Below are 24,008 nucleotides of genomic sequence, written 5' to 3'. Positions count from 1 at the left end.
TAACAACTTGGCAGTCTCTATCAATAGAAATAGATTCATGTTCAGAGATTAGTTTGAGTATCTTACAAAAGATGGAGTTTTTACCTGGTACTGATGTGCGATCGCCCTTATTTTATCTTGAATTTACCGAGCGATCGCTACTGCCAACTTGCCGCAGGATTATATCACAAGAAAGCAGGTAGGTAACGGATTTTTTTAGAAATTTAACGGATGTAATTGATTACCAATTTCCCATTACCAATTCCCCATTCCCAATTCCCCATTAGTATATTGAGAAATATTACTTCAGTTCATTGAGTGCTGCTTCAGCTTTTTGTGCACCATCATTGTTTCCTTGTTGGCGGTAAGTGTCGAGGGCTTGTTGAAAAGCTTGAATTGCTTCGGATTTGCGATCGCGCGCTTTGAATGCTTTACCCATATTATAATAAGCTTCTGCCCGGTCTGGATCGAGTTGGATCACTCGCCGAAAAGTGATAATCGCTCCTAAAAAATCTTTTTTTTCTAGTTGAATTTGTCCGATCGCAGCGTGTGCTTCGACTAAATTAGGTCGTACCGCAATCGCCCGCTGATAAGCTACCAGCGCTCCGTCGAAGTCGTTTTGAGCCTTGAGAACTTCGCCAATTTCTAACTGCACTTCGGGATTCCTTGGCTCCAATTTAGCAGCTTCTTCAAAAGCTGCTATCCCTTCGGAAGTATTGCCACTGCGGAGCAAAGCAGTACCTAATTTTAGCTGGACGCTGGCTTGTTTGGGAGCGAGTTTGGCTGCTTGTTCGAGTACGGTGACAGCACTGGCAAAGTTTCCCTGCTGGATCAATACTAAACCCATTGAAGAATAAGCTTGCCAACTTTTTGGGTCGAGGGCGATCGCCTCTTGGTATGCTTTAAATGCACCGCTGTAATCTTTTTGCTGAAACAGCACGACTCCCAGACCGATGCGGGCGTTGACATTTTTGCGATCGAGCTGGGCGGCGCGACGGTAAGCGGCGGCGGCGGCGGGATAATTTTGCAGATTCGCCATAGCATATCCCAAGGCGTATTGAAAGTCAGCATTTTTGGGTTCTAGCCCGATCGCCTGTTGGTAAAATTCTACTGAGGCTTGATAGTTGCCCTGACGCGCTTCTAAATAGCCAATACCGGAAAAAATGCGCGGATTTTCGGTATCTAAACGGGCTGCTTGCTGATAAATGGCGATCGCCTGACTGTAATCTCCTGAATTTACCAACTCCCGCCCTTGTCGCAGCAGAGCATCTAAATTTGGATTATTTTGAGGGTTGACTTGAACTGGTGTTTCTGCTGAGAGCGCCCGATGCGGGGCTGCGACAGCGAATCCTGCTACCAACAGCGTACTGAATACCAAGAGACTTTGTTTGTACACGGCCATTTGTTTCAAAGAGTGTGTGGAATAAAAGAGCGGATTGCTGTCAAGTTGCGATCAGTAACAGCTTAGGGTTTGCCTGGAATTTTTGAATAGCGAGATGTAGTAAATCTACAGAACAAGACCAACTCAAAATTTTCGCACTTGAGGCCAACTGATGATTGTAACAACAACTGATATCATTCAAGGAGCAGAAATTCAATCTTACTTGGGAATTGTAACTGCTGAGGTTGTCTACGGCACTAACGCCCTGCGAGATTTCTTCGCGGGCATTCGCGACATCATCGGCGGGCGCACTGGCAGTTATGAGGAAGTGTTTCTCAAGGGACAGCGAGATGCCCTCGCGGAACTGGAAAAACGAGCCCAGCGCCTGGGTGCTAATGCTGTAATCGGGGTGGAAGTTGATACCGGCACGATTAATGTAGACTCTTCTGGCGCTTTGCTGTTGATTACTGCCGTTGGGACTGCTGTCAGATTGCGTTAAGCTGACTTTCCTATATACATCGGCGAAGTTTTTTAACTGGATAAAATAGTTATTGGTTATCGGTCATCAGTCATTAGTCATTAGTCATTAGTCATTAGTCATTAGTCAGCAGTCATTAGCTAATAGCTGTGGACTCAGGGCTAATGACTTTTTTGTTTCTTTCTTCAGACATAGATACTGGTTATTTCCCCAGGCAGATATGGTTTATATCAATCTCAGCCACAATCAATGCTTAGGTGAAAGATTGTTAAAAATAGAACCAACTATCAAAGGAAAGGAAAAGCTATGTCATACGTAAATAGACCAGTAGACAACGTTGTTACCGAGCAGACTCTAGTTAAGCCGGTCATGGAATATCACGATCTAGTGCGGTGGGGCCCGATTTTTTCAGGTTTGGTAATTGCGATCGCCACGCAATTAGTTTTAAGTGCATTGGGCGCTGCGATCGGCTTAAGCAACATCGCTAATTCAGGAGCTCCGCGCAGTATAGCCGGCAGCGTGGGTACTGGAGTCGGAATTTGGTCAATTATCAGTTTGCTGATTAGCTTGGGCGTTGGCGGCTGGGTAACTGCTCGCGCTTGCGGCCCGATGAACCGCAGCACGGCACTTTTGAACGGAGCAATTTTGTGGGCAACTACCTTAACAATTGGCTCTTGGCTGCTAGCAAATGGCGTAGCCGGTACATTTGGCGTAGTAGCTGCGAATGCCGGAGCAGCGATTAATCAAGCGCAGCAGGGTAATGTGAATTTGCCGAACCAAGCGCCTAACGTATCTGCTCAGGATGCTCGCAATATTGCTGAAAATGCTGCGAAAGCTGGTTGGTCATTTTTGTTCGGTTCCCTATTGGGTTTGGTTGCTTCGATGGCAGGAGCATCTGCCGGCGCGCGCGCTCCCCGGAATTACTCGTAAAAGTTTGGTCAGACAATCAAACTTCATGTTCATGAAGCACTTTTTTAAGGTGCTTTTTTATTGGTTTAATTCGTGTATTCTTCCGTCTTTTAGAGAGGGACTTCGTTTGTATAGTAGCGGTTTCAACCGCCGAGTTTTATCTTGTAGCGCAATGCGCTTGTAGGGTGTGCAATGCGCACCAATTGAGCTTGGGTAGGGCCGGGCAGGATGGAGTAAGCTACTTAGATAGAAGTGTTTGCCATTGGTGATATTACATTAGAAATTCATCAAGAGTCCTAATTTTGGCTCAGAAGCGGTCAGTAGTAACGGTCATATCTGGTAAACTGATTGGAAGTACACTGTACTTTATAGATCCTACTCCAAACAAGTAAACTAATAATGACTGACTTAAATAAAAGCACTTCTTCTGAATTAGGCTTGGCTATTGTGCATTATGCAACAGCGCTGAGTGAGTTTGAGGAAGAAGCACCACTACTTTCATCGGAAAAAACTCTGAACGTCCTCCTGGCTCGCGATGCCGTCAGCGTAGCCCTAAACTCACCAACTCAGCCTTCGGGGACAACTATAGCTAGTCTACTTCTATTGGATGAGCGATTAAAAAAACAAGCTGCCGCGATCGCCGAGGCGGGAAAATTAGAAGACTGGCGTAGTAGTTTGAAGCCTCCAGAGTCAGCCTGGTGGTGGTTTTTTCAACCAGCCGAGCAAGCACACCCATTGGATCGCTTCGATAACCTCTGGAATGGCTTAAGCGTCGTCTGTTTAACTGCGTTTGTCGCCTATATGACAGGCCTTGTGCCACGCTTTGCTGTGGGTGGGTTTAGCGTGCTGGAATCTTTTGGTATCATCGGCCCAAGCGGGTTGATGGCAGTGGCTTTGTCCAGTTTGCAGGGCGGGGGAGGGGAGAAAGTGGTTAAGAATGTGATGAAGAAACTGAGGATTCCCTCTCATTTACAAAGCGAAGTTACGTTGGGATTTTCGGCAACACTATTGCTAGGCGCGATCGCCACTCAAGCGAACTTGCCCAAAATCGCTGACTCCTACTATCAGCAGGGACGCAACTATTATAAGGATGGTCTATTGAGAAAAGCAGAGGATAAGTACCTACAGGCACTCAAGCTCGATCCAGACCATGACAAAATCAGCATTGCCTTGGGCGAAGTTTATGAATCCGTGGGAAATTTGGATCTAGCAGAAAAAATGTACAAAGAGTCCTTAGAATCTGGAGAGCTTTTAGCTTTTAATAACCTGGGGCGTGTCTATCGCCACCAAAAAAAATTAGTGGCAGCAGAAGCATTTTTTCGCATGGGTTTGAGGCAGCTTAGCGAGGATAACCCAATAAACTATCAACTCCACAGAAATCTGGGATGGGTTCTATTAGAGCAAAAACAATATGACAAAGCTGCCTTGGAGCTAGAATCTGCTATTGCACTCGACAAAAAGATGAATCAGGGTAAGGGTCAAATAGGCGGCGGGATGGCGCACTGCCTGCTAGCCAAGGTACAAGAAATTCAGAAGAACAAAGAAAGAGGGCGGCAAGAGTGGGAGAATTGCCAAAAATTAGCTCGTCCAGAAACCCTCAACGAGTATCAATGGTTAGTTGAAACTCGGAGAGATATCGCATCCACGGTTGATACTTCGTCAGTAGTAGCAGGCGATCAAAAACCAGAGGCTCCAAATGTTGCCTCCCCCTCTTCCACGCCAATTACTACAAAACCCACTCCTTAAATATCATACCAAATCCGCTTCAGACGATTAGAAATCGCGGCTATACAAACAAAGTCAGCATAAAAAGGTGCGCACTGCGCACCCTACAAATTAAGCGGTGAAGTATTTAGCTGCTGGGTGATAGGTGATAATGGCGGTGGTTGATTGTTCGGGATAAAGTTGTTCGCTTTCATCCATGTGCAAGTTTATACGATCGCACTTTAGCAATTCCAGTTGCTTGTACTGATCCGCCATATTCGGACAAGCCGGATAGCCGAAACTGTAGCGCGAACCGCGATATCGCTGCGCCAGCATATCCCGAATATTGTCCGGTTCCTCGCTACCAAAACCCAATTCCCGCCGAATTCGCGCGTGAGTCCATTCTGCTACCGCTTCCGCTGTCTGTACCGCCAACCCGTGGAAGTAGAGATAATCGGTATATTGATTGTTAGCAAATAGCTTTTGGGCGTACTCCGTCGCAACTTCTCCAACCGTCGCTACTTGCATCGGAAATACATCGATTTTACCCGATTCTTTCGGCGCGAAAAAGTCGGCAATGCACAGCCGACGCGCCGATTTTTGCCGGGGAAATGTCAATGTCGCTGCGGGTGTCGATAAATCTTGCCCGTTACTCATAATTTCCGGATCGTACAGATGCAATGAATTGCCTTCAGCTTGACAGGGAAAATATCCGTAAATTGCTTGCGGATGCAGTAACTTTTCAGTGATGATTTTGTGTTTCCATTCTTCCAATATCGGATAAACTTTCTCCGCTAAGAAAGCATCGTATTCTTCCCGCGATTGGTCTTTTGGCTTGCGGAATTGCCACTGTCCCGCAACTAATGCTTGCAAATCCAAGTGCCAGAAAAGCTCTTCAAAGGGAATTTCTTCGGGCGACAATAGCTTTGTACCCCAGAAAGGAGGATTTGGGCGATCGATATCTGCGTCAACTGCTTCCGATCGCCTGGTATCAATAATCACCGGAATGTCAGCCTTCTTAGCATCCTCAACCGCAGTCTCTGCCGAAGTTTTAGCTGCTTTAACAGCCACATTCTCAGTCCCGACTTCATCCAAGAATCCTTGCAAATCTTCCCAGTTACCAGCAGATTTGGCTGGCATGAGTTTCTCCATAAAGTTCAAGTCAGAAAACGCATCTTTGCCGTAAACAACTTTACCTTTGTAGGTATTTTGGCAATCTTCATGCACAAACTTGGGAGTCAAAGCCGCGCCGCCTAAAATCACAGGTACGGTGATTCCTTTCTGGTTGAATACTTCCAGATTTTCCTTCATAAATGCGGTAGATTTTACAAGCAAACCACTCATTGCAATACAATCAGCTTTGTGCTTTTCGTAGGCTTCGATAATGTTGTCAACCGGCTGTTTAATTCCCAAGTTAATCACTCGGTAGCCGTTGTTTGATAGGATAATATCAACCAAGTTTTTGCCGATGTCGTGAACGTCGCCTTTGACAGTCGCGATCAGGAATGTGCCTTTGGCATTATCCCCGGATTCTGACTTTTCCATGTACGGTTCTAAATAAGCAACGGCCGCTTTCATGGTTTCTGCTGACTGCAATACAAATGGTAGCTGCATTTGTCCCGATCCGAACAATTCCCCTACTACTTTCATCCCGTCTAGCAAGAAGGTATTGATAATTTGCAGCGGCGGATAGGTTTCTAATGCTTTGGCGAGTTGGATGTCGAGTCCAATTCTTTCGCCGTCGATGATGTGCTGCTTAAGGCGTTCTTCGACCGGGAGGTTTGCGTCTTCTGTCCGATCGCGCTTGGTAGTTTTGCCAGCAAACACCGTTGTCAGGTCGCCCAAGGGGTCATAAACGCAAATATCGCCGTCGAACTCCCGTTCGTCGTAGATCAGTTTACGGCAGATTTCCTGGTGTTTGGGGTCGATTTTGGCGATCGGCAAAATCTTGTTGGCGCTGATAATTGCCGAGTCCATCCCCGCCTGCATCGCTTCGTGCAAAAACATGGAATTGAGAACTTGCCGCGCCGCCGGATTCAAGCCAAAGGAAATATTAGAAACTCCTAAAATCACGTGACAACCGGGCAATTCTTGGCGAATGCGGCGGATCGATTCAATCGTAGCTTTGCCGTTTTTTCTGTCTTCTTCAATCCCGGTGGAAATTGGCAAAGCCAGGGTGTCAAAAAAGATTTCTTGGGCGGGAATTCCTCTTTCGACGGCGGCGTTATATGCGCGTTGGGCGATCGCAAATTTTTGGTCAGCAGTACGCGCCATCCCATCTTCATCAATCGTCCCGATAACTATAGCAGCGCCGTATTTCTTCGCCAAATCCAAAACTTGATAAAAACGCGGTTCTCCGTCTTCATAGTTAGTGGAATTAAGCAAACATTTGCCACCCGCAACTTTCAAGCCAGCTTCCATCTTTTCCCACTCGGTGGAATCCAACATTAAAGGCAGAGTTGCATTAGTCACAACGCGGGAAACTAACTCTTTCATATCGCGCACGCCGTCGCGCCCGACATAATCAACGTTGACATCAAGAATGTGCGCGCCTTCTCGCACTTGTTCCCTAGCCATTGCTACTAAACCATCCCAGTCTTCGGCATTCAGCAAATCGCGGCATTTTTTGGAACCGCTGGCGTTGAGTTTTTCGCCGACAATTAGGAATGAATTCTCTTGTTCGTAGGGTTGGGCGCTGTAAATTGAAGCGGCGGATGGTTCCCAAGTAATTTCGCGAATTTTTGGTGTCAGAGTTGCGCCGATTTCTGATAGCTGTTGGATGTGATCGTAGCGGGTTCCGCAGCAGCCGCCGATGACTTGCACGCCTAAGTCTTCGACGAAGCGCATCAAGGCCATTTTTAATTCGATTGGCGTGAGTTTGTAGTGCGCGTGACCGCCGATGTTTTCGGGTAAACCAGCGTTGGGAATGCAGGAAACCACGAAGGGCGAATGTTCGGACAGGTATTTGACGTGTTCGGCCATGCGATCGGGCCCGGTGGCGCAGTTTAATCCTAAAATATCTATGGGATACGGCTGCAAAATAGCTAAAGCGGCGCTGATGTCGGAACCGACTAACATTGTGCCGGTGGCTTCCATTGTGATTGACACCATTAATGGAATCCGCGCACCTTTTTTCTTAAATACTTCTTCAATGGCATTTAATGCTGATTTAATTTGCAGCACATCTTGACAAGTTTCCACAAGAAATAAGTCAACGCCGCCGTCATAAAGTCCTTCTGCTTGTTCGGCAAAAGCGGCGGTGAGTGTGTCAAAATCAATGTGTCCTAATGTTGGCAATTTGGTGCCTGGCCCGATCGATCCTGCGACAAATCTCGGCTTTTCTGGCGTGTCAAATTCGGCGGCGATTCCCTTGGCGAGTTCTGCCGCTGTTTTGTTGAGATAATAGGCTTTGTCTGCTAAATCGTACTCGGCGAGCACGATGGAAGCCGCCCCGAAGGTGTCTGTTTCGATGACATCAGCGCCTGCTTCGAGGAATCCCCTGTGTACGATGGCGACGGCTTCCGGTTTGGTGTGCACGAGATATTCGTTACAGCCTTCGTATTCTTTGCCGCCGAAGTCTTCTGCGGTGAGGTTTTGGACTTGCAGGTTGGTTCCCATTGCGCCGTCGAAGACGATGATGGGGCGCGAGGGGTGGTGGAGTCGATCGAGAAATCTGCTATTCATCGGCGGTAAAAAGACGTAGGTTATATATTTACAATTTTATCCATTGTGCAATATTCTCAACAGTTATGTGAATCTTGGGGAACGGCTGATGACTGAAGGATTTAATGCTGCTGACAATAGTTCGATCACACCTGTGATTTTACCGATCGCCCTGGATCATTGTCAAAATTCTGCTGTGGGCGAGGCTGTGGGCGCAAAACGGGCGATCGACTGCGAGGGGTTTTTCCGCTTAACTGTTGAGGAATTTTCCGCAAATGCGATCGCGATCATTAAACGAGTCATGCAAAAGGGCGATCGTTTTGTCTTGCAGCAAGCAGGGAAAGATCTAGCTGCGATCGTTCCCGAAACAGAATTTCACAAGATAGATTATCTCATGGAAGATCTCAAACCCTCACAATTCTTTCCTGACGAAGAAGCATATTATGAAGATGATGGAGCAATCCACTGCATTTACCCGGACGAACTTGTAGAAGACCTTGATAATATCTTAGCAGATGTCAAGGAATTCGACGAATTATTTGGTTTACTGCCCACTGAGGAAATGGGAGAGAATGTTGATATTTTCATCTCTGTAGCTATTCTGATGTCTGTCGATCGATTTTGGGTACCGGAGTACCTGATTGCTGAGCAAGCCAGACTAAAAATGTTATCATAATACTATTCGTAGGGTGTGTCGCCATATAAAATACGTCGCATCAGATCGACAATCTCATAGCGACGCACCTGACAAAATAGTAAAAAACACTTTTTTCCTAACACGGCTGTCTATAACTGGCATAAGTTTGTTCACCTTTGATCGCAAAACCAATACAGAGGAATCGCAAGATGAACGCGCAAACAATAACTCCGTCTCCTCCCGTACAAGAGCAAATTATCCGAGAGTCAAAGGTTGTTTTGAAAGGCGTTAGCTGGCAAACTTTTCAGGCGTTGCTGGCTGATGTCGGAGACGATCGCGCGTGGAGAATTGCCTATGACAATGGAGTATTAGAAATCAGAATGCCATACCAAGAACACGAAGTCCCTAAACGAATGCTAGAAACCCTAGTTGAAGGGATAGCAGATGAGCTAGAAATCGAGGTAATGAGTGTTGGTTCTTTACTTTTAGAACGAGAAGATTTAAGTCGCGCGATCGAACCAGATAGCTGTTTTTACATCCAGAATGAAGCTTTAGTCAGAAGCAGAGATATTGACTTGGAAACCGATCCGCCACCAGATTTGGCTGTAGAGTCCGACTACACGAATTCTTCTCTAAACAAATTCGCAATTTATGCCGCTTTGGGAGTTCCAGAAATTTGGAGATATCGCCGCCAAACTCTAGAAGTTTATCAACTTGTAGATGGCAAATACGAGACTGTTGCTGAAAGTGTAGTTTTTCCATTTTTGCCGATCGCAGAAGTACCCGGATTTATTGAACAAAGTAAAGCGATCGGACAAAGAGCCGCCGTGCGTCTATTTCGGACAAGAATTAGAGAGATTTTGCCAAATATCGACCTATAAAAAATGCACAAAAAAGGTTCGTAGTGAGGACTTCAGTCCGCATCAAATCAAAGGACTGAAGTCCTCACTACGAACCTTTTAATGTTAAAAAACCTGAAAAGATTTCAGGATTTCTTTCTCACCTTTCTCTGCGAACCTCTTTTCCGCAGGTGGTTAATTTCACTTTCGCCGGGAACTTCAACTGCTTCTACAACTTCTAAATCAACAATTTCTACATCACCGCTGATTGTTTTAGCTTCCTCAATCTCCTCTAAATCCTGCTGACTTTCGATTAATTGCACTCCCAACCCAGAATATACAATCAGCAATTCATCAACTTCTTGACCAATCTCAGCTTCTGCAATCCCATCCTCTATTACCGCCGCTAAATCTTCCTCGACGGATCTATCGATTGCATTTTCTCTAATTTCCTTTTCAGCCAACTGCGCCGATAACTGCTGATTTTCCCCGGACAACTGCTGAATCTGAGTCGCTTGAATTCTTAGCTGTTCATTCAAAACGCGAATTTCTCGATTTTGCTGCTGAATCATTTCTTCGCCATCAGCAATCGTGCGATTTCTCTCTAATATCACCTCATTTCTAGTTTCTAATTCCAAAGCGCTCATGGCTGCTTTAATCACATTATAAAAATGCGGCTTAGACACATCAACTTGCTTAGCATTATGGCGACTTTTCCCCAAAAGCCCAATCTTTGCACCTTGCTTAACAGCCAACACAAAACCTTGATAATTTTTAATTTTTAATTCTTTGACAAAATCAACTTGAACTAAACTGCAAATATATTTGTGACAGTCATAATAAAATTCTGCTTTCATAAAAAAGCACCCCTTTCTGCTACAGTCCCGCAGAATTATAGCACGAACAACGTTAAAACTCGAACAAAATCTCTAAACCTATGGTGCGCGCGGATCTGCGTCCCCTAATTTCAAATCTATGCGATGTCAAGAGTTGCTGCTAAAATTAATCAAAAATAAAGGATCGATCGCCATTTCAATCAAAACGCCAGCTAACATTAATAAATAATATCTTCCTCCAAGTCGATCACACCCGCAATCAACTTCCAACAAGGGTCATCCCCTTCCCAATCATCAGGCCGCCAAGGCATACTTAAACTGACTGTTATCAAACAAGCTTTTTCCGGGCGATAGCCCAAATCCAACCTTCTAGTAAACACGGGATCAGTAATTGTTGCCGTCAATTTTTGATTGTATGCCGTAACAATAGATCCTTCCCATTTATTCCCACCTTCAAATCTTTGACCGACTATTTTTACGGTAAACTTAACTGCTTTTATTAATTGTAAAGTTATGCGGTTTTCCGTTGGCAAAGACTGCATATAATTCACCGTCACAAATCGCAAATCATTATGTAAAATGTATGCCTGATCACGGAAATATTTCAGCAAAAACGCTGACGAAACCTTCCCAACGTGCTGCCATTTTCCCGGCAAAATAGACAGATTTTCGCACTCGAAACCAAAGTCCGGCCCCGTTTTTGCCAAAGGAATGTCTATCACATCTAACAACGCCGGTTCAAGTCTATTTATCTGCCGTATTTCTTTGGGAATCTGGCCGTCTGGTAAGTCGGAAATTGGACGTACCCAGTTACCATTAACTTCATTAATTCCAGCGATGCACCTGTCGCCGTGTTTCCAAGAATTAGCAAGGCAAATTATCCGAGTCATGAGATTTTAGATTTTAGATTGATTCCTCTGTAAGGTATACACTGCACACCAGCTATCTAATGTAGCGTGTGGACTGCGCACCTACTATCTAATACCATTTGTCAAAAATTGTGCTGTAAAACTATTGTTTGGTTTGTTTACTTAAGTATTTGGTAAGGTGCGTCGCAGTCATATTGTCGATTTAATTGAGGGATTGTTTATGGCGACACACCCTACGAATACTGTTGCATCAATCTTGAAAACTGGTATAATTTAAAGATGACTAATCTTGACATTTTGCCACTTATTGCTGAGATATTCAGCAACTAAACGGCGGTGACAGTTGTGAGGTTTTGGTTCGCTACAAAGCAGACACCCGCAGTCTAGAAGATCCTGCGAAATTTTTTGCTCAATTTGTCGATCGCGAATCAACTGCAAAAACTGCTGTTCATAAACATCCCAATCTCCCTTTTTCTTTTTATAATTATCCAAAATCTCTTGAGTCGGGGCTAAATCCAGAATATGAACATACTCAATATTGCCAATTGTCCGCAAAAAATATTCTAAATCTTTCCGCTTAGCAAAACCCGCCAACTGCGACACATTATTCAGCCGCGTATCTATCACCCTGCGGACTCCCGCTTTCATCAAAGTATCAAAAAACTGCTCAGCACTTTTTTGAGTAAAACCAATGGTAAATAAATTAATTGCTTTCTTTTGTGACATAAGCGATTGCTAATCCGTGACGATAATAAGCTGTTTCTAAATCAACTATTTGATCTTTAACTTGAGGATCTAATTCAAACAAGCTTAACTGAATTGGCTCATTATTATTTTTGCCTTTGTTAAACTTGCTCAAAAGCCTTGCTTCTAAATCCTGGTGCGATTCTAAATTTCCATCGGACAGAATATGATTGATCTGCAAATTAAATTCTTTGAGTTTGTGGCACACTAAAATAGTCCGATGACAAGTAATCGGGTCTTTTTCCGCACACATTAAACTGATTTTATAATTTTCTGCGCCTTTGAGCAAGCGCTGAATTCCTGCGGCAAATACAGGAGTGGCTGCTATGCGATCGTACAATGCTTTACCGCCAGTATCGTAACAGCTTAAATCTTCCGGCCTCGCACCCAACTCTTGCCCCAAAAAAACGTATTGAATCCCAGCAGCAGACAAGGAATCTGTAATTTCGGATTTATTGAAATGAGGTAAATAGCGGCTGAAAGGATGCGATCGCACGTCCGCAACCGCTGTAATTCCGTGTTTTTGCAGCAGCAAAACAAACGCTTCAATGCTCAGATTGGAGTGCCCGATCGTAAATAATTCCATTGCTTTGACCTTACTGTTCAGTCTTTGCCTTGCAGGTGAGAGTTTGTGCAGCCCTATGGTTTCAAGCTGTGGTTTTTTTCACCAACTTTTGAATCAAAAGTTGCAAAGCCAACAGCATCAAACCCACAGATGCAAAAGCAAAAACGCCTCCACCCAACGCCACAATTCCCATGACTAATGTTCGCACGGCCGCCGCAATATTAATCACAGTTGTATTGTCAGAATGAATCGGCTTGTTAGCAAAAGTTTGGGCTACCGACAAAGTTAGGGCGTACAAAGCCGCGGCAAATCCGCCCGCCATTAGCGAACCAGTCACGCACCGCAAAACCGTCGGCGGCGAAGCAGATGCGGGTGTTTTATCCCCAGCCGAACTTAGAGATTGAGAAGTAGAACTTGGATTAGTTAAATCAGTCATTGCAATTTGAGATTTGAGATGTTAGATTTTAGATCTCGGCTTAATTGACCAAGAATAAAATCCGTGTTTCATGTCATTTTATCAGTTCTGCGAGCTCAATAGACTCTTCGCAAACTTAGATTGAACTCGACCGATCGCACAATCTGCCAGTTACACCCTCGCAATACCGGGTTTCGGATCGTTTTCCTCCGAAAAAATCCGAATTCCAGTATTGCTAAACTTTGCCACCCAAAAATCCAAATCGGGAGAAGCGATCGCACTTTTAACCCGTTCCATAGCCTGCTGAGCCTGCTCTTGAGACTCACAGAGTGCAAACACCGTCGGCCCGGAACCCGACATCATCGCGCCCAAAACCCCCGCTGCATCAAAGGCTTCCCGCAATTGCAACACCTGCGGATACACGGGTAAAGCAACTTTTTCTAAATCGTTGTGCAATAATTTACCAATTTTCGATCGATCTTTTTGGGCGATCGCCCCCACCATCGGCCCCGAATGCAGCCGTTCCCGGCGACAGTCCAAATCCTCCGACGCACAATAGGAACTACTGAACTGCTGGCGATAAGTTTGATACGACCATGCAGTAGAAATACTGAGATTGCGAAACTTCGCCAGCACCACAGAAAAACCTCCCAAATCAGGCAGCGGCGACAGTTTATCCCCGCGACCAGTTGCCAAAGCCGTACCTCCAGCAATGCAAAAAGGCACATCCGAACCCAAAGTTCCTCCCAACTCTTGCAACTCCGAGTGAGTCAGCCCCAATTGCCACAGCAAATTCATTCCGACTAAAACCGCGGCAGCATTTGCAGAACCGCCGGCGAGCCCAGCAGCCACCGGAATCTGCTTGTGAATGGCAATCTCAACTCCGCCGTATTTCGCCAAAGCATCGGGGAATTGCTGCGCCAACAAATCCGCCGCCCGGTAAGCGAGGTTATTCTTATCCGGCGGGACTTGCGGGTGATCGCAGCGCACGCGGATCGTGTCCGTACCGATCGCGCGCAAGTCAATTCGATCGGCTAAGTCTATGCTTTGAAGAACCATCGCCAGTTCGTGATATCCGTCGGGGCGATCGCCTATAATTTCCAAATACAGATTGATTTTTGCTGAAGCTAGCAGAGAATATGAACGCATAGGTGATTAAGCCGCGGGTGAAAGAAACCCCTGGTTGAAATTAATTGATACCAGTCAGAGTCCATTTTCTCACAACTCAAAGGCAATATTATGCAGGAAATGTGGAAAACTTTTTTTAGTTCCGGGTCATTTATTCCTCACGGGCACTGCTATCTGTGGCAGACCAAGTTAGTCTGGCTTCACGTAGCCTCAGATTCGATCATTGCACTGGCGTATTTTTCCATCCCCATTACACTGATTTACTTTATTTCCAAACGTGAAGATTTGCCTTTCAACTGGATCTTTGCCATGTTTGGAGCCTTTATCGTCGCCTGCGGGATCACTCACATATTTGAAGTCTGGACGCTGTGGCATCCTACCTATTGGCTTTCAGGAACCATGAAAGCAATTACCGCCATTATTTCCTTCGCTACAGCCATACTTTTAGTAGACTTAATCCCTCAAGCCCTAGCCCTTCCCAGTCCCGCACAGTTAGAATTGGCAAACAGCCTCCTACAAGCGGAAATAGTCGAGCGCCAATCAGCAGAAACAGCACTAAAAAAAGCTAAAGACGAGCTAGAAATTAGAGTAGAAGAACGCACCGAACAGTTAAAACAACAAACTCTACAGATCGAAAATTTTTTGTTAGAATTGCAGCGCGAAAAAATGTCATCTCTGGGGCAATTAGTAGCTGGTGTCGCCCACGAAATTAACAATCCTCTCAACTTCATTTACGGCAATCTGGCTCCCGCTAGCGACCATGCAAATAATCTGCTGGAACTGGCCGATATCTACGAACAGCAGTATCCCAATCCCCTACCGAGAGTTAAAGAAAAACTCCAATCTGTAGATTTAGATTTTATCATAGAAGACTTGCCAAAAATCTTATCTTCCATGAAAACAGGGGCTGACAGAATCCGCGATATTGTCAAGTCGCTGCGGAATTTTGCTAGGCTTGATGAGGCAGAAATGAAATTAGCTGACATCCACGAAGGTATTGACAGCACGCTGATGATGTTGCAAAACCGCATGAATCCTAAACCCGATTATCCCGGCATTGAAATTATTAAAAAATACGGCGATTTACTGAAAGTCGAGTGCTATCCCGGACAGCTCAATCAGGTATTTATAAATATATTCAATAACGCTATTGATGCTTTCGAGGAAGATAACGAAGACCCGCCGCTTCCCGCCCGCAAAACCAATTCCAAAATCCTCAGAATTTCTACCAGAGTTTTAGACGGAAAATGGGTAGAAATCAGAATTTTTGACAATGGATTAGGCATGACCGAGGCGGTAGTCGAGCAGATATTTAATCCTTTTTTTACAACGAAACCTGTAGGTAAAGGTACGGGACTGGGTTTGTCGGTCTGCTATCAAATTATCACAGAAAGACACAAAGGTGAATTGTTATGTATTTCAACACTGGGACAAGGTACAGAGTTTATTATAAAAATTCCGATTAGCGTGACACGACTTACGCAGAAATAGGCTCTTTTTAACGAACATACTTCGTTAAATCCCTCGCCAACAGATAACCTACGTATGGAAAGCAAGCAACCCGGAATGTCCGTATAAGTATGTAGGTTATGCGTCCAAGACTGATAAAATAACTGCTCCGAGCGCTCGGAACACAGATAAGTAGGTAGGCGAAAATAAACTTTACTACGTAATATCCTTTCCCCTAGAACGCGATCGCAATCAAACCGTTTTGATTGCGCGTAACTTACCGGAAACGATATCAGATCGTTTCCGGTTGCATCGGAATTATATATTTGAATTGTCGAGAGTGCGAACACTTCAAGAACTCGCGGATTGAGGCCGCGAGCTCTCTAAAGCACTACATAATTCCGATGTTACCGGATTTGATATTACACCTTAAACTTCTCTCCAATCCGTCTCATAGCTTCCTCCACATTCTCGCGACTGTTAAACGCCGAAATGCGGAAATAACCCTCGCCCGCCGCACCGAAACCAGAACCCGGTGTCCCCACCACATTTACAGTTTGCAGCAACTTATCAAAGAACTCCCAACTCGTCAAACCGTGAGGCGTTTTCACCCACACATAAGGTGCATTTTCGCCACCATAAACCTGGATGCCTGCGGCTGTCAATTTCTCGCGAATAATCTTCGCATTTTCCATATAAAAATTGACTAACGCCTGAATTTCTGCTTTACCTTCTGAGGAATAAACCGCCTCTGCACCGCGCTGCACGATGTAAGAAACACCGTTAAACTTAGTAGATTGGCGGCGGTTCCACAATTTCCAAATTTCTACATCGGAACCGTCGGCAGCTTTTCCTGTCAAAGTCTTCGGTACTACTGTAAAGGCGCAGCGAGTACCTGTAAAACCTGCATTCTTTGAGAATGAACGGAATTCGATCGCACAATCGCGCGCTCCTTCAATTTCGTAGATAGAATGTGGTAGACTCGGATCGGAAATATAGGCTTCGTAGGCTGCATCGAAGAAAATAATCGAACCGTTCGCCTTAGCATAGTTTACCCAAGCTTGCAAGTGTTCCTTGGTTGCGGTTGCGCCCGTCGGATTGTTGGGGAAACACAGGTAAATTAAATCGACTTTTTTGTCTGTAGGAATTTCGGCTGTAAAATTGTTGTCTGCGGAAATTGGCAGATAAACAAAGCCTTCGTATTCGCCTTTTTCGTTGGCATCTCCCGTGTGTCCGGCCATCACGTTAGTGTCTACGTACACGGGGTAGACTGGATCTGTAACTGCGATCGTGTTATTGTTGCCAAAGATATCCAGAATGTTGCCGCAGTCGCACTTAGAACCGTCAGAAATAAAGATTTCCGCAGCATCAATCTCGCATCCGCGCGACTGGAAATCGTGCTGGGCAATTTTCTGGCGCAGCCACTCATAACCTTGTTCCGGGCCGTATCCTTTGAAGGTATCCCGCGAGCCCATTTCTGCCACCGCAGCCACCATCGCCTCGCGACAAGCAGCAGGTAGCGGTTCCGTCACGTCGCCAATCCCCAGCCGGATGATGGGTGCACCGGGATTCGCATCCGCAAAGGCTTTCACCCTGCGCCCAATCTCGGGAAACAGGTAGCCGGCTTTGAGTTTGAGGTAGTTGTCGTTGATAGTTGCCATAGTGCGATCGCTCTCAATGTCGTAGAATAGCTTACTGCTAATTGGATGTTAACGGTTGACGGTTGACTGTTGACGGTTGACGGTTGACGGTTGACTGTTGACTGTTGACGGTTGACTGTTCACTGAAAAATCCCTGGATTCATCCGTTAGAGTAATTTTAAAATATAAAATTGGTAGAAAATTGACAAAAAAATCAACCAGCTTGTATAATCAGAATAGTGTGCAGCGCAGAAACTATTATGGACGAGATCGAATATGCCAAACTCTATCAAGAACTGGCGGCAATTCTGAATGAGTTTAAATTGGATTGGGTCGTTGAACAAGTAGCGGATACTGTAGAGATAGGTAAAGTAATTGAAGAGCGATCGCTCAAAAGAAAAACACCCCTGCTGAAGATAGAAGATTATACCGCAAAAGAACAGCTTTTGCTGTTAATTGATGCTGTCGAGCAAGCGACAGTGAACACTTCCGAAATGGAAGACGAAATTGCTTATTTCTTGAAAGTAGAATCAGAAACCTCTCCCCTCGGCACAAAAATTACATTTGCGAATTCCGGTGCAGAAGCAGCCCAAACCATCGAGTTTACCTCCAGCGTGACAGCCCCGCGCCACAAACAGGCGATCGCCCTCAAGCAACTGCTCGAAAAACTGCCCTCCGCCCCCAGCAACTACGCCATCAATGCCGAAATTAAGAGCAAATTAAAAAGCTCGATCGATCCCGATTTTAACGGAGCGGCAGAACAAGCAAACATTTTTGATGCTTACCTATTCACCATTCTGCTAAAAGCAGTGGCTAATGAAGGCGGGAGTATTTATTACAACAATGTTTTAGACGACGAAACACCGAAGTATTTAACATTTAGAAAAACAGCGGGAAAAATCCACGGAACTGCACATCCATACACTCATGCTGTGGTGGAATTTCCCGACAAACCAGCGCTAGAAGTTCACCTGGGAGTAAAAGTCCAAGGTAGAGCCGGAGTGCTGCACAACTGTAACGTTTTAATTCTGTACCAAAAAGAAGCGAATATCTGCCGATTGCTCAACCGCGAACCCAGACACTCGCAAGTGATTTTAGCAGTAAAGTCTCAGCACTGCACCTCGGAACTGCAACTAGAAATGGCCGGTGCTTTTATTGGATTAGCGTCAGATATTCGCTACGAAGGCGGCAGCTATTTCATTTCCAACAGTTACTCCCAACCAGTAGCAAAACTGCTAACTATCGCTCGAAAAAAATGGGAACTCAACATTTTTCCGAGAGCCACAAACGATGTCCATCGGCTGATGTACTCATTTCAAACTATCTTTAAAGACTTTAAGGCTAGAAACTAACATTAGGGCATTGGGCATTGGGCATTGGGCATTGGGCATTGGGAATAGTTAGTGTAGGAATTCGCGTAAATACGAAATAAACCGGGTTTTTCACCAGTATTAAAGGCGAAAATGCACTATTTAGTAAAAAAACGGTTTCCGTATCTAGGACTATAGTGATTAGTGGTTAGTGGTTACTTGTTAGTAGTTTTTCTAATAACAAATAAAAAATAACAAATTACCAATGCTCTTCGGCCCCATGCTCTTCGGCCCCATGCCCGATGCTCCATCCCTCCGCTTCGCTTCGCCCAATCCCCAATATAATTTATGATGTTGCGAGCACCAGAACCTTACGAATAATGTTTAAGAAAGATAAATCTTCCCTGCTGTTTACGATCGGAGCCGCCACACTTCTGATCGGTTTAGGCTTTCTCGCGTACTCGATCGTCATTTCCCGCGGCCAGGCCAAAGATTTGCCACCGGGAGCAACCGTTGTCCCCCAAGATACGATGATGGCCATATCCATCAGCACCGATGAATCGCAGTGGAATAGACTGCGAGAATTTGGTACGCCGGAGTCAAAAGCTGCGTTTGAAAGGTTTTTAAGCGAAATGCGCGATCGCCTCCTGACAAACAACGGTTACGCATACCAGCAAGACATTCAGCCTTGGGTGGGTAACACGGCAATGGTGGCTTTTCTGCGCAACAAAACAGCAATACCAGTCCCCCCGCCCGCACCCAACGCCCCCCCGCCTGCGCCAATTCAACAGTCAGTCGCAATTATCCTGCCAATTGCCAACCCGATCAAAGCCAAAGAATTATTAGCAAAACCCAGACCCCTCAACCAAGGAAAAATGGTTGAGCGCAATTACAAAGGAGTACAAGTTACAGAAACTCAAGGTATAGCCGATCGCAATTTCTCAGTCGCGGTACTCGGCACCAACTATCTAGCAGTCACCACAGATCCCAGCGCCACAGACAGAATCATCGACACCTACAAAGGCGAACCATCCCTCGCCAAAACCCCCGGCTATGCAGACGCCATCCAACAAATAAAAAATTCCGCAGCCTTCGGTCAAATCTACGTCAATATGCCCGTTGCAGCCGCCTATACAGCCGCCAACTCATCCCGAGAAATTTCGCCGGAAAACCTCGAAAAACTGCAACAAAATCAAGGATTTGCCACCACAGCGACGCTGGATGCAGAAGGAATTGAATTCAAATCAATCTCTTGGCTAAAACCAGACTCTACCATTCGTATAGCAGTAGAAAACAACGCTCTAAAAATGGTGAACCGCCTTCCCAGCAATACAATCATGATGGTATCCGGCGGCAACTTGCAGCGTTTGTGGCAAGACTACGTATTGGGAGCCGATGCCAACCCGCTGTCCCCGATTAATCCTCAAGTTTTGCGCACCGGTTTAAAATCCACTATTGGATTGGATTTAGATAAAGACTTCATCAACTGGATGGCGGGAGAATTTTCTGTATCATTAATACCAGCTCCGGCGCAGAATCCCAAAGATAAATTTGCTGCTGGATTTGTATTTATGGTGGAAACAAACAACCGCGGCGCCGCCAACAAATCGCTGAAACAGCTCGATGAAACGATGAAAACGAAAGGGTTTAGAGTTGAAGAAATTCAAGTCGGCGGCCAACCTGCAACTAAATGGACATCGCCGTTTGGAGGGATTGCGGTAACTCGCGGCTGGATGAACGATGTGGCGTTTATTACAGTCGGAGCTCCCGTGGTTGACGCGATTGTTCCGGCGCCGAAAAGTCCGCTTTTAAGCAGCGAATTGTTCCAAAAAACTGTACGATCGCAACTCAAGCCTCACAACGGCAATTTCTTCATCGACACCGAGACTGCGTTTAACCCGAAAAACCTAGCTTTACCGGAGTTTCCTCCCAACCAAAAAATCTGGATTGACGCCACGCGGTCGATCGGCGTTACAGCGGCCGTCATTGGCGATCGTACCACCCGCTACGACGCTTTTGTCGGTCTCAAAAAATCCGACCAATCCACTCCTTCTCCCAATCTCTCACCAAGCCCTGCTTCACCAAGCCCTGCTTCACCAAGCCCTGCTTCACCCAGTCCCTCGCCCACCGTCCAAACTTCTCCAAATTAACTCTTAAATCATTCCACAAATCTGTCACGACCACCTTTTAAACAGCAACGCCGCGCGATCGATTAAAATCGAAAAGCAGCGGCTCGAAACCGACAATAGCGGATTTGACTGTCAAAGGGAAATTGAGCCGAATTTAAGTAGTTTTACTGTACTCTCACGTCACAGAAAAAATCGAAAAACCCGGTTTGTTAAATAAACCGGGTTTTAGAACACTTTATAATTTTGAATTACCAGAAATAATTGGTTTAAAGCCCCAAGCCCTAAAGGCGAGAAATTAAAAGAAAACTATTCATTACTCCAATCCTCTTCCTTATGATTGTCAAGTGCTGTCAACTGTCAACTGTCAACTGTCAACTGAATTACTGATTCTTGTCATAATTTTAATGGCAGACAATTGTAGAGGATGATTTTTTTTATAAAAAACTCAATATTTTTTACCGAGATTTTTCCGGGTCAGTGTTGGACGCAGAAACCGGCTTTTTTAAGCCACATAATTCGTTGTAACTCTTAATAATAATTAAACAACCAGGTTTCTCGGCGTCGGAGTCCGGCTGGGACTGCCTTTTTTTTTAAAATATGTCATGCGGAAGATACAGCTTCTAGGCATTGCAAGTTATATTGAGATAGGGTAAAAGATCCGCTCGGTTAATTGCATATGCTGCGGCCATCTTTGCTCCTTGAGTCCTCAACGCACTTGCCGTCAGCAACTAGGTTGCTTCATACATATAGGGTCTTTAACCGAAATTTTTTGTAGAAAGCGGGTGTCTGTAACAGATTCCTGTGATTTATATATTTTACTTAAAAAGCTATGAAAAACGCCAAAAGAAATATGCAAACTCAGGCGAAATTCCTGTCTAAAGAAAGAATCAGCCAACTGGCACTTTCTCTGCAAATAGTCTTAATAAATCTTTACTTTTTGCAAGCAAAAGCCGAAGGTCAAACTATTGTGCCAGCGGTGGACGGAACGGGCACTACAGTCACTCCCGCACTCCAAACCGGAACTCCTGCACCGCAAACTCGCTTAGACATTCAAGGCGGACAATTATCGAGCGATCGACAAAATCTTTTCCACAGTTTTACACAATTCGGGTTGTCGCAGAATCAGATTGCCAACTTTATCTCAAACCCCAACATTCGCAACATTTTAGCGCGCATCGGCGGCGGCAGCCCCTCGATTATTAACGGCTCAATTCAAGTAACCGGCGGCAATTCTAACTTGTTTTTGATGAATCCATCCGGCATCATATTTGGCAACAGTGCCAGCTTGAACGTGCCGGCTTCTTTCACAGCAACCACCGCCACGGGTATTGGATTCGGTTCTAACTCGTTTAACGCAGTCGGTACAAACACCTACACATCTCTGACAGGCGTGCCCAATTCCTTTGCTTTTGGGGCCGATCGAGCCGGAGCAATTATCAGCACCGCCGACTTAGCAGTCAAGTCAGGGCAGAACTTAACCTTGCTCGGCGGCACCGTTGTCAGCACCGGCAACCTTTCGGCCCCCGGCGGTCAAATTACCGTCGCATCAGTCACGGGGACAAATTTAGTGCGAATCATCCAGGGAAACAGTTTGCTGAGTTTAGAAATCAAGCCGTCGTCAGCGACAAGCAGCCCTGGAACAGCGATCGCATCCTTGCCCGAACTGCTGACAGGCATCGGTCAAACGAACGCTACAGGCATCAGCGTCAATGCCAGCGGTCAATTGGTACTCACGGCGTCTAACAACCGAGTAGTAGCTGCGGGGGACGTTGCAGTCAAAGGTGCAAGCGCTCGGGCGATCGAAATTCAAGCAGCCAACAGCATTGCAGCCAGCGGAAACCTGACGAGTGCCCAAGGCGCGATCGTCCTAGAAGCCAGGGGCAATATTAGCACACTCGCTCTCGACTCCAGTTCCACCACCGCAGCAGGCGGCAACATCACCCTCCGCAGCATTACAGGAAAAGTAGAAACAGGCAATATCAACACAGGCTCCAGCGACAAAACCGGCAACGCCGGAAACGTTAGTATTGAAGCACCCTCAAGCAGCATTCAAACAGGCTTCATAGAAGCCAACTCCGCAGAAAAAAAAGGTGGCGAAGTCACCCTCAAAGCCAGCAACGACATCCAAGTAACCCGTATCAACACCGAAGGCGGAACAGCCGGAGGAAATATTAACATTACAGCCGGCCGTTATTTCCGAGCCACAGGCACTTTCACAAACAATAGCAACTGCTTGGCGCAACCTTGCAGCATTTCCGCCGCCGCGACTATTAGCGCTAACGGTGGAGATATCACCATCAGCCACGGGGGCCAACAAGCCTCGAATAGTCTTTTCAGCGTCGGGCGCGACTATAACAGACTCAACGGTACTGCTGGCAGCATTTCGACTGGGGGCCCGAAGAAGGAAAATACGATCGCATCCGGAGTTTATTCCAGCCCCGGCCCTCAGATAGTACAGCCGACGCAAATTAGGATTACGGCTTCTTCAGGCTCGCCGACACCAACACCCGCACCAACACCCGCGCCAACACCCGCACCTGCACCAACACCCGCACCAACACCCGCGCCTGCACCAACACCCGCGCCAACACCCGCACCTGCACCCGCGCCAACACCCGCACCAACACCCGCACCTGCACCCGCACCAACACCTGCACCAACACCCGCACCCGCACCTGCACCCGCGCCAACACCCGCGCCAACACCCGCGCCTGCGCCAACACCTGCACCTGCACCAACACCCGCGCCTGCGCCAACACCTGCACCTGCACGAATTCCCGCGCCAACACCCGCGCCTGCGCCAACACCTGCACCTGCACCAACACCCGCGCCTGCGCCTGCACGAATTCCCGCGCCAACACCCGCACCCACACCTGCACCCACACCTGCACCCACACCTGCACCTGCGCCAACACCTGCACCCACACCTGCACCTGCACCCGCACAAACGCTAACGCCGACGCCAGCGCCGGTGTCAAATTTGCCAGCAGCACCGACAATTACTGAACCCACCGCGCCAGTATCAAATTTGCCAGCAGCACCGACAATCGTCCAAAATCCAGCGCCGGTGTCAAATTTGCCAGCAGCACCGACAACTACTGAACCCACCGCGCCAGTATCAAATTTGCCAGCAGCACCGACAATCGTCCAAAATCCAGCGCCAGTATCAAATTTGCCGATCGCACCGACAATTACTGAACCCACCGCACCAGTATCAAATTTGCCAGCAGCACCGACAATCGTGCAAAATCCCGCGCCAGTATCAAATTTGCCAGCAGCACCGACAATCGTGCAAAATCCCGCGCCAGTATCAAATTTGCCAGCAGCACCGAC

At 46.3% G+C, this 24,008-nt stretch carries 18 protein-coding genes; 9 read left to right on the top strand and 9 right to left on the bottom strand.

Features of this window, described 5'->3' with window-relative positions:
* Positions 1-280 precede the first annotated feature (280 nt).
* Positions 281-1,381 (bottom strand): tetratricopeptide repeat protein, encoded by a 1,101-nt coding sequence (locus QUB68_RS08765; RefSeq protein WP_332991365.1) that lies wholly within the window; start codon positions 1,379-1,381, stop codon positions 281-283.
* Between the two features lie 151 nt (positions 1,382-1,532).
* On the opposite strand from QUB68_RS08765, the gene QUB68_RS08760 reads away from it, so the two are divergent.
* The 3 genes from QUB68_RS08760 to QUB68_RS08750 all read left to right on the top strand — a co-directional run bounded on the left by QUB68_RS08760 (position 1,533) and on the right by QUB68_RS08750 (position 4,493).
* Positions 1,533-1,859: a YbjQ family protein gene (locus QUB68_RS08760; RefSeq protein ID WP_172184303.1), complete on the top strand. Its 327-nt coding sequence runs from the start codon at positions 1,533-1,535 to the stop codon at positions 1,857-1,859.
* Between the two features lie 285 nt (positions 1,860-2,144).
* Entirely contained in the window at positions 2,145-2,768 is a 624-nt protein-coding gene (locus tag QUB68_RS08755; RefSeq protein WP_332991364.1) for a hypothetical protein, read from the top strand.
* 378 nt (positions 2,769-3,146) lie between these two features.
* Complete coding sequence (locus QUB68_RS08750) at positions 3,147-4,493, top strand: tetratricopeptide repeat protein (protein ID WP_332991363.1); 1,347 nt, start codon at positions 3,147-3,149, stop codon at positions 4,491-4,493.
* A 90-nt stretch (positions 4,494-4,583) separates the two neighbouring features.
* Here the strand turns inward: QUB68_RS08750 and metH are convergent, their stop codons facing one another.
* The gene (metH, locus tag QUB68_RS08745; protein WP_332991362.1) at positions 4,584-8,135 is read right to left on the bottom strand and encodes a methionine synthase; all 3,552 of its coding nucleotides are present in this window, start codon (positions 8,133-8,135) and stop codon (positions 4,584-4,586) included.
* Between the two features lie 88 nt (positions 8,136-8,223).
* On the opposite strand from metH, the gene QUB68_RS08740 reads away from it, so the two are divergent.
* Together QUB68_RS08740 and QUB68_RS08735 are read left to right on the top strand one after the other, a co-directional pair.
* Entirely contained in the window at positions 8,224-8,790 is a 567-nt protein-coding gene (locus QUB68_RS08740; protein ID WP_332991360.1) for a type II toxin-antitoxin system Phd/YefM family antitoxin, read from the top strand.
* 170 nt (positions 8,791-8,960) lie between these two features.
* Positions 8,961-9,632: a Uma2 family endonuclease gene (locus QUB68_RS08735; protein WP_332991358.1), complete on the top strand. Its 672-nt coding sequence runs from the start codon at positions 8,961-8,963 to the stop codon at positions 9,630-9,632.
* A gap of 104 nt (positions 9,633-9,736) precedes the next feature.
* Here QUB68_RS08735 and QUB68_RS08730 read toward each other — a convergent pair whose 3' ends face one another.
* The 6 genes from QUB68_RS08730 to ispE form a co-directional block, all read right to left on the bottom strand.
* Positions 9,737-10,447 carry a hypothetical protein gene (locus QUB68_RS08730; protein ID WP_332991356.1) on the bottom strand — a complete coding sequence of 237 codons (711 nt, stop codon included), beginning with the start codon at positions 10,445-10,447 and terminating at the stop codon, positions 9,737-9,739.
* Positions 10,448-10,644: 197 nt separating this feature from the next.
* A complete protein-coding gene (locus QUB68_RS08725; RefSeq protein ID WP_332991354.1) occupies positions 10,645-11,316 on the bottom strand; it encodes a dual OB domain-containing protein in 672 nt (223 codons plus the stop codon).
* Positions 11,317-11,568: 252 nt separating this feature from the next.
* Positions 11,569-12,021, bottom strand: a complete 453-nt coding sequence (locus QUB68_RS08720; protein ID WP_332991352.1) for a DUF488 domain-containing protein — start codon at positions 12,019-12,021, stop codon at positions 11,569-11,571.
* Entirely contained in the window at positions 11,999-12,625 is a 627-nt protein-coding gene (locus QUB68_RS08715; protein ID WP_332991350.1) for a DUF488 domain-containing protein, read from the bottom strand. The genes QUB68_RS08720 and QUB68_RS08715 overlap by 23 nt, the downstream gene beginning before the upstream one ends.
* A 61-nt stretch (positions 12,626-12,686) precedes the next feature.
* Positions 12,687-13,040, bottom strand: a complete 354-nt coding sequence (locus QUB68_RS08710; RefSeq protein WP_332991348.1) for a DUF3082 domain-containing protein — start codon at positions 13,038-13,040, stop codon at positions 12,687-12,689.
* Between the two features lie 150 nt (positions 13,041-13,190).
* A complete protein-coding gene (gene ispE, locus QUB68_RS08705) occupies positions 13,191-14,168 on the bottom strand; it encodes a 4-(cytidine 5'-diphospho)-2-C-methyl-D-erythritol kinase (protein WP_332991346.1) in 978 nt (325 codons plus the stop codon).
* 90 nt (positions 14,169-14,258) lie between these two features.
* Here ispE and QUB68_RS08700 point away from each other — a divergent pair, with 90 nt between their 5' ends.
* Complete coding sequence (locus QUB68_RS08700) at positions 14,259-15,638, top strand: sensor histidine kinase (RefSeq protein WP_332991344.1); 1,380 nt, start codon at positions 14,259-14,261, stop codon at positions 15,636-15,638.
* A gap of 380 nt (positions 15,639-16,018) precedes the next feature.
* On the opposite strand, the gene QUB68_RS08695 is transcribed toward QUB68_RS08700, so the two are convergent.
* A complete protein-coding gene (locus tag QUB68_RS08695) occupies positions 16,019-17,257 on the bottom strand; it encodes an LL-diaminopimelate aminotransferase (protein ID WP_332991342.1) in 1,239 nt (412 codons plus the stop codon).
* A 239-nt stretch (positions 17,258-17,496) separates the two neighbouring features.
* Between QUB68_RS08695 and QUB68_RS08690 the strand changes: the two genes are divergently transcribed.
* The 3 genes from QUB68_RS08690 to QUB68_RS08680 all read left to right on the top strand — a co-directional run.
* Positions 17,497-18,588, top strand: coding sequence for a hypothetical protein (locus QUB68_RS08690; protein WP_332991340.1), 1,092 nt, complete (start codon positions 17,497-17,499; stop codon positions 18,586-18,588).
* A 338-nt stretch (positions 18,589-18,926) separates the two neighbouring features.
* Positions 18,927-20,696, top strand: coding sequence for a DUF3352 domain-containing protein (locus QUB68_RS08685; protein ID WP_332991339.1), 1,770 nt, complete (start codon positions 18,927-18,929; stop codon positions 20,694-20,696).
* Between the two features lie 808 nt (positions 20,697-21,504).
* The coding region (locus tag QUB68_RS08680) for a two-partner secretion domain-containing protein (protein ID WP_332991337.1) at positions 21,505-24,008 on the top strand (2,504 nt) is incomplete at its 3' end.

The sequence above is a fragment of the Microcoleus sp. A006_D1 genome (assembly GCF_036702805.1).
In the GTDB taxonomy this organism is placed as follows: domain Bacteria; phylum Cyanobacteriota; class Cyanobacteriia; order Cyanobacteriales; family Microcoleaceae; genus Microcoleus.
The sequence above is the reverse complement of the archived record's forward strand: the minus strand, read 5'-3'. Positions and strand labels throughout refer to the sequence as shown.

Excerpts from the sequence above, each read along its gene's own strand:
- QUB68_RS08765 (WP_332991365.1), bottom strand. The coding sequence starts at position 1,381 with ATGGCCGTGTACAAACAAAGTCTCTTGGTATTCAGTACGCTGTTGGTA.
- QUB68_RS08735 (WP_332991358.1), top strand. The coding sequence starts at position 8,961 with ATGAACGCGCAAACAATAACTCCGTCTCCTCCCGTACAAGAGCAAATT.
- QUB68_RS08710 (WP_332991348.1), bottom strand. The coding sequence starts at position 13,040 with ATGACTGATTTAACTAATCCAAGTTCTACTTCTCAATCTCTAAGTTCG.
- QUB68_RS08690 (WP_332991340.1), top strand. The coding sequence starts at position 17,497 with ATGGACGAGATCGAATATGCCAAACTCTATCAAGAACTGGCGGCAATT.
- QUB68_RS08715 (WP_332991350.1), bottom strand. The coding sequence starts at position 12,625 with ATGGAATTATTTACGATCGGGCACTCCAATCTGAGCATTGAAGCGTTT.
- QUB68_RS08755 (WP_332991364.1), top strand. The coding sequence starts at position 2,145 with ATGTCATACGTAAATAGACCAGTAGACAACGTTGTTACCGAGCAGACT.
- QUB68_RS08720 (WP_332991352.1), bottom strand. The coding sequence starts at position 12,021 with ATGTCACAAAAGAAAGCAATTAATTTATTTACCATTGGTTTTACTCAA.
- ispE (WP_332991346.1), bottom strand. The coding sequence starts at position 14,168 with ATGCGTTCATATTCTCTGCTAGCTTCAGCAAAAATCAATCTGTATTTG.
- QUB68_RS08685 (WP_332991339.1), top strand. The coding sequence starts at position 18,927 with ATGTTTAAGAAAGATAAATCTTCCCTGCTGTTTACGATCGGAGCCGCC.
- QUB68_RS08700 (WP_332991344.1), top strand. The coding sequence starts at position 14,259 with ATGCAGGAAATGTGGAAAACTTTTTTTAGTTCCGGGTCATTTATTCCT.
- QUB68_RS08760 (WP_172184303.1), top strand. The coding sequence starts at position 1,533 with ATGATTGTAACAACAACTGATATCATTCAAGGAGCAGAAATTCAATCT.
- QUB68_RS08750 (WP_332991363.1), top strand. The coding sequence starts at position 3,147 with ATGACTGACTTAAATAAAAGCACTTCTTCTGAATTAGGCTTGGCTATT.
- QUB68_RS08730 (WP_332991356.1), bottom strand. The coding sequence starts at position 10,447 with ATGAAAGCAGAATTTTATTATGACTGTCACAAATATATTTGCAGTTTA.
- QUB68_RS08725 (WP_332991354.1), bottom strand. The coding sequence starts at position 11,316 with ATGACTCGGATAATTTGCCTTGCTAATTCTTGGAAACACGGCGACAGG.
- QUB68_RS08695 (WP_332991342.1), bottom strand. The coding sequence starts at position 17,257 with ATGGCAACTATCAACGACAACTACCTCAAACTCAAAGCCGGCTACCTG.
- metH (WP_332991362.1), bottom strand. The coding sequence starts at position 8,135 with ATGAATAGCAGATTTCTCGATCGACTCCACCACCCCTCGCGCCCCATC.
- QUB68_RS08740 (WP_332991360.1), top strand. The coding sequence starts at position 8,224 with ATGACTGAAGGATTTAATGCTGCTGACAATAGTTCGATCACACCTGTG.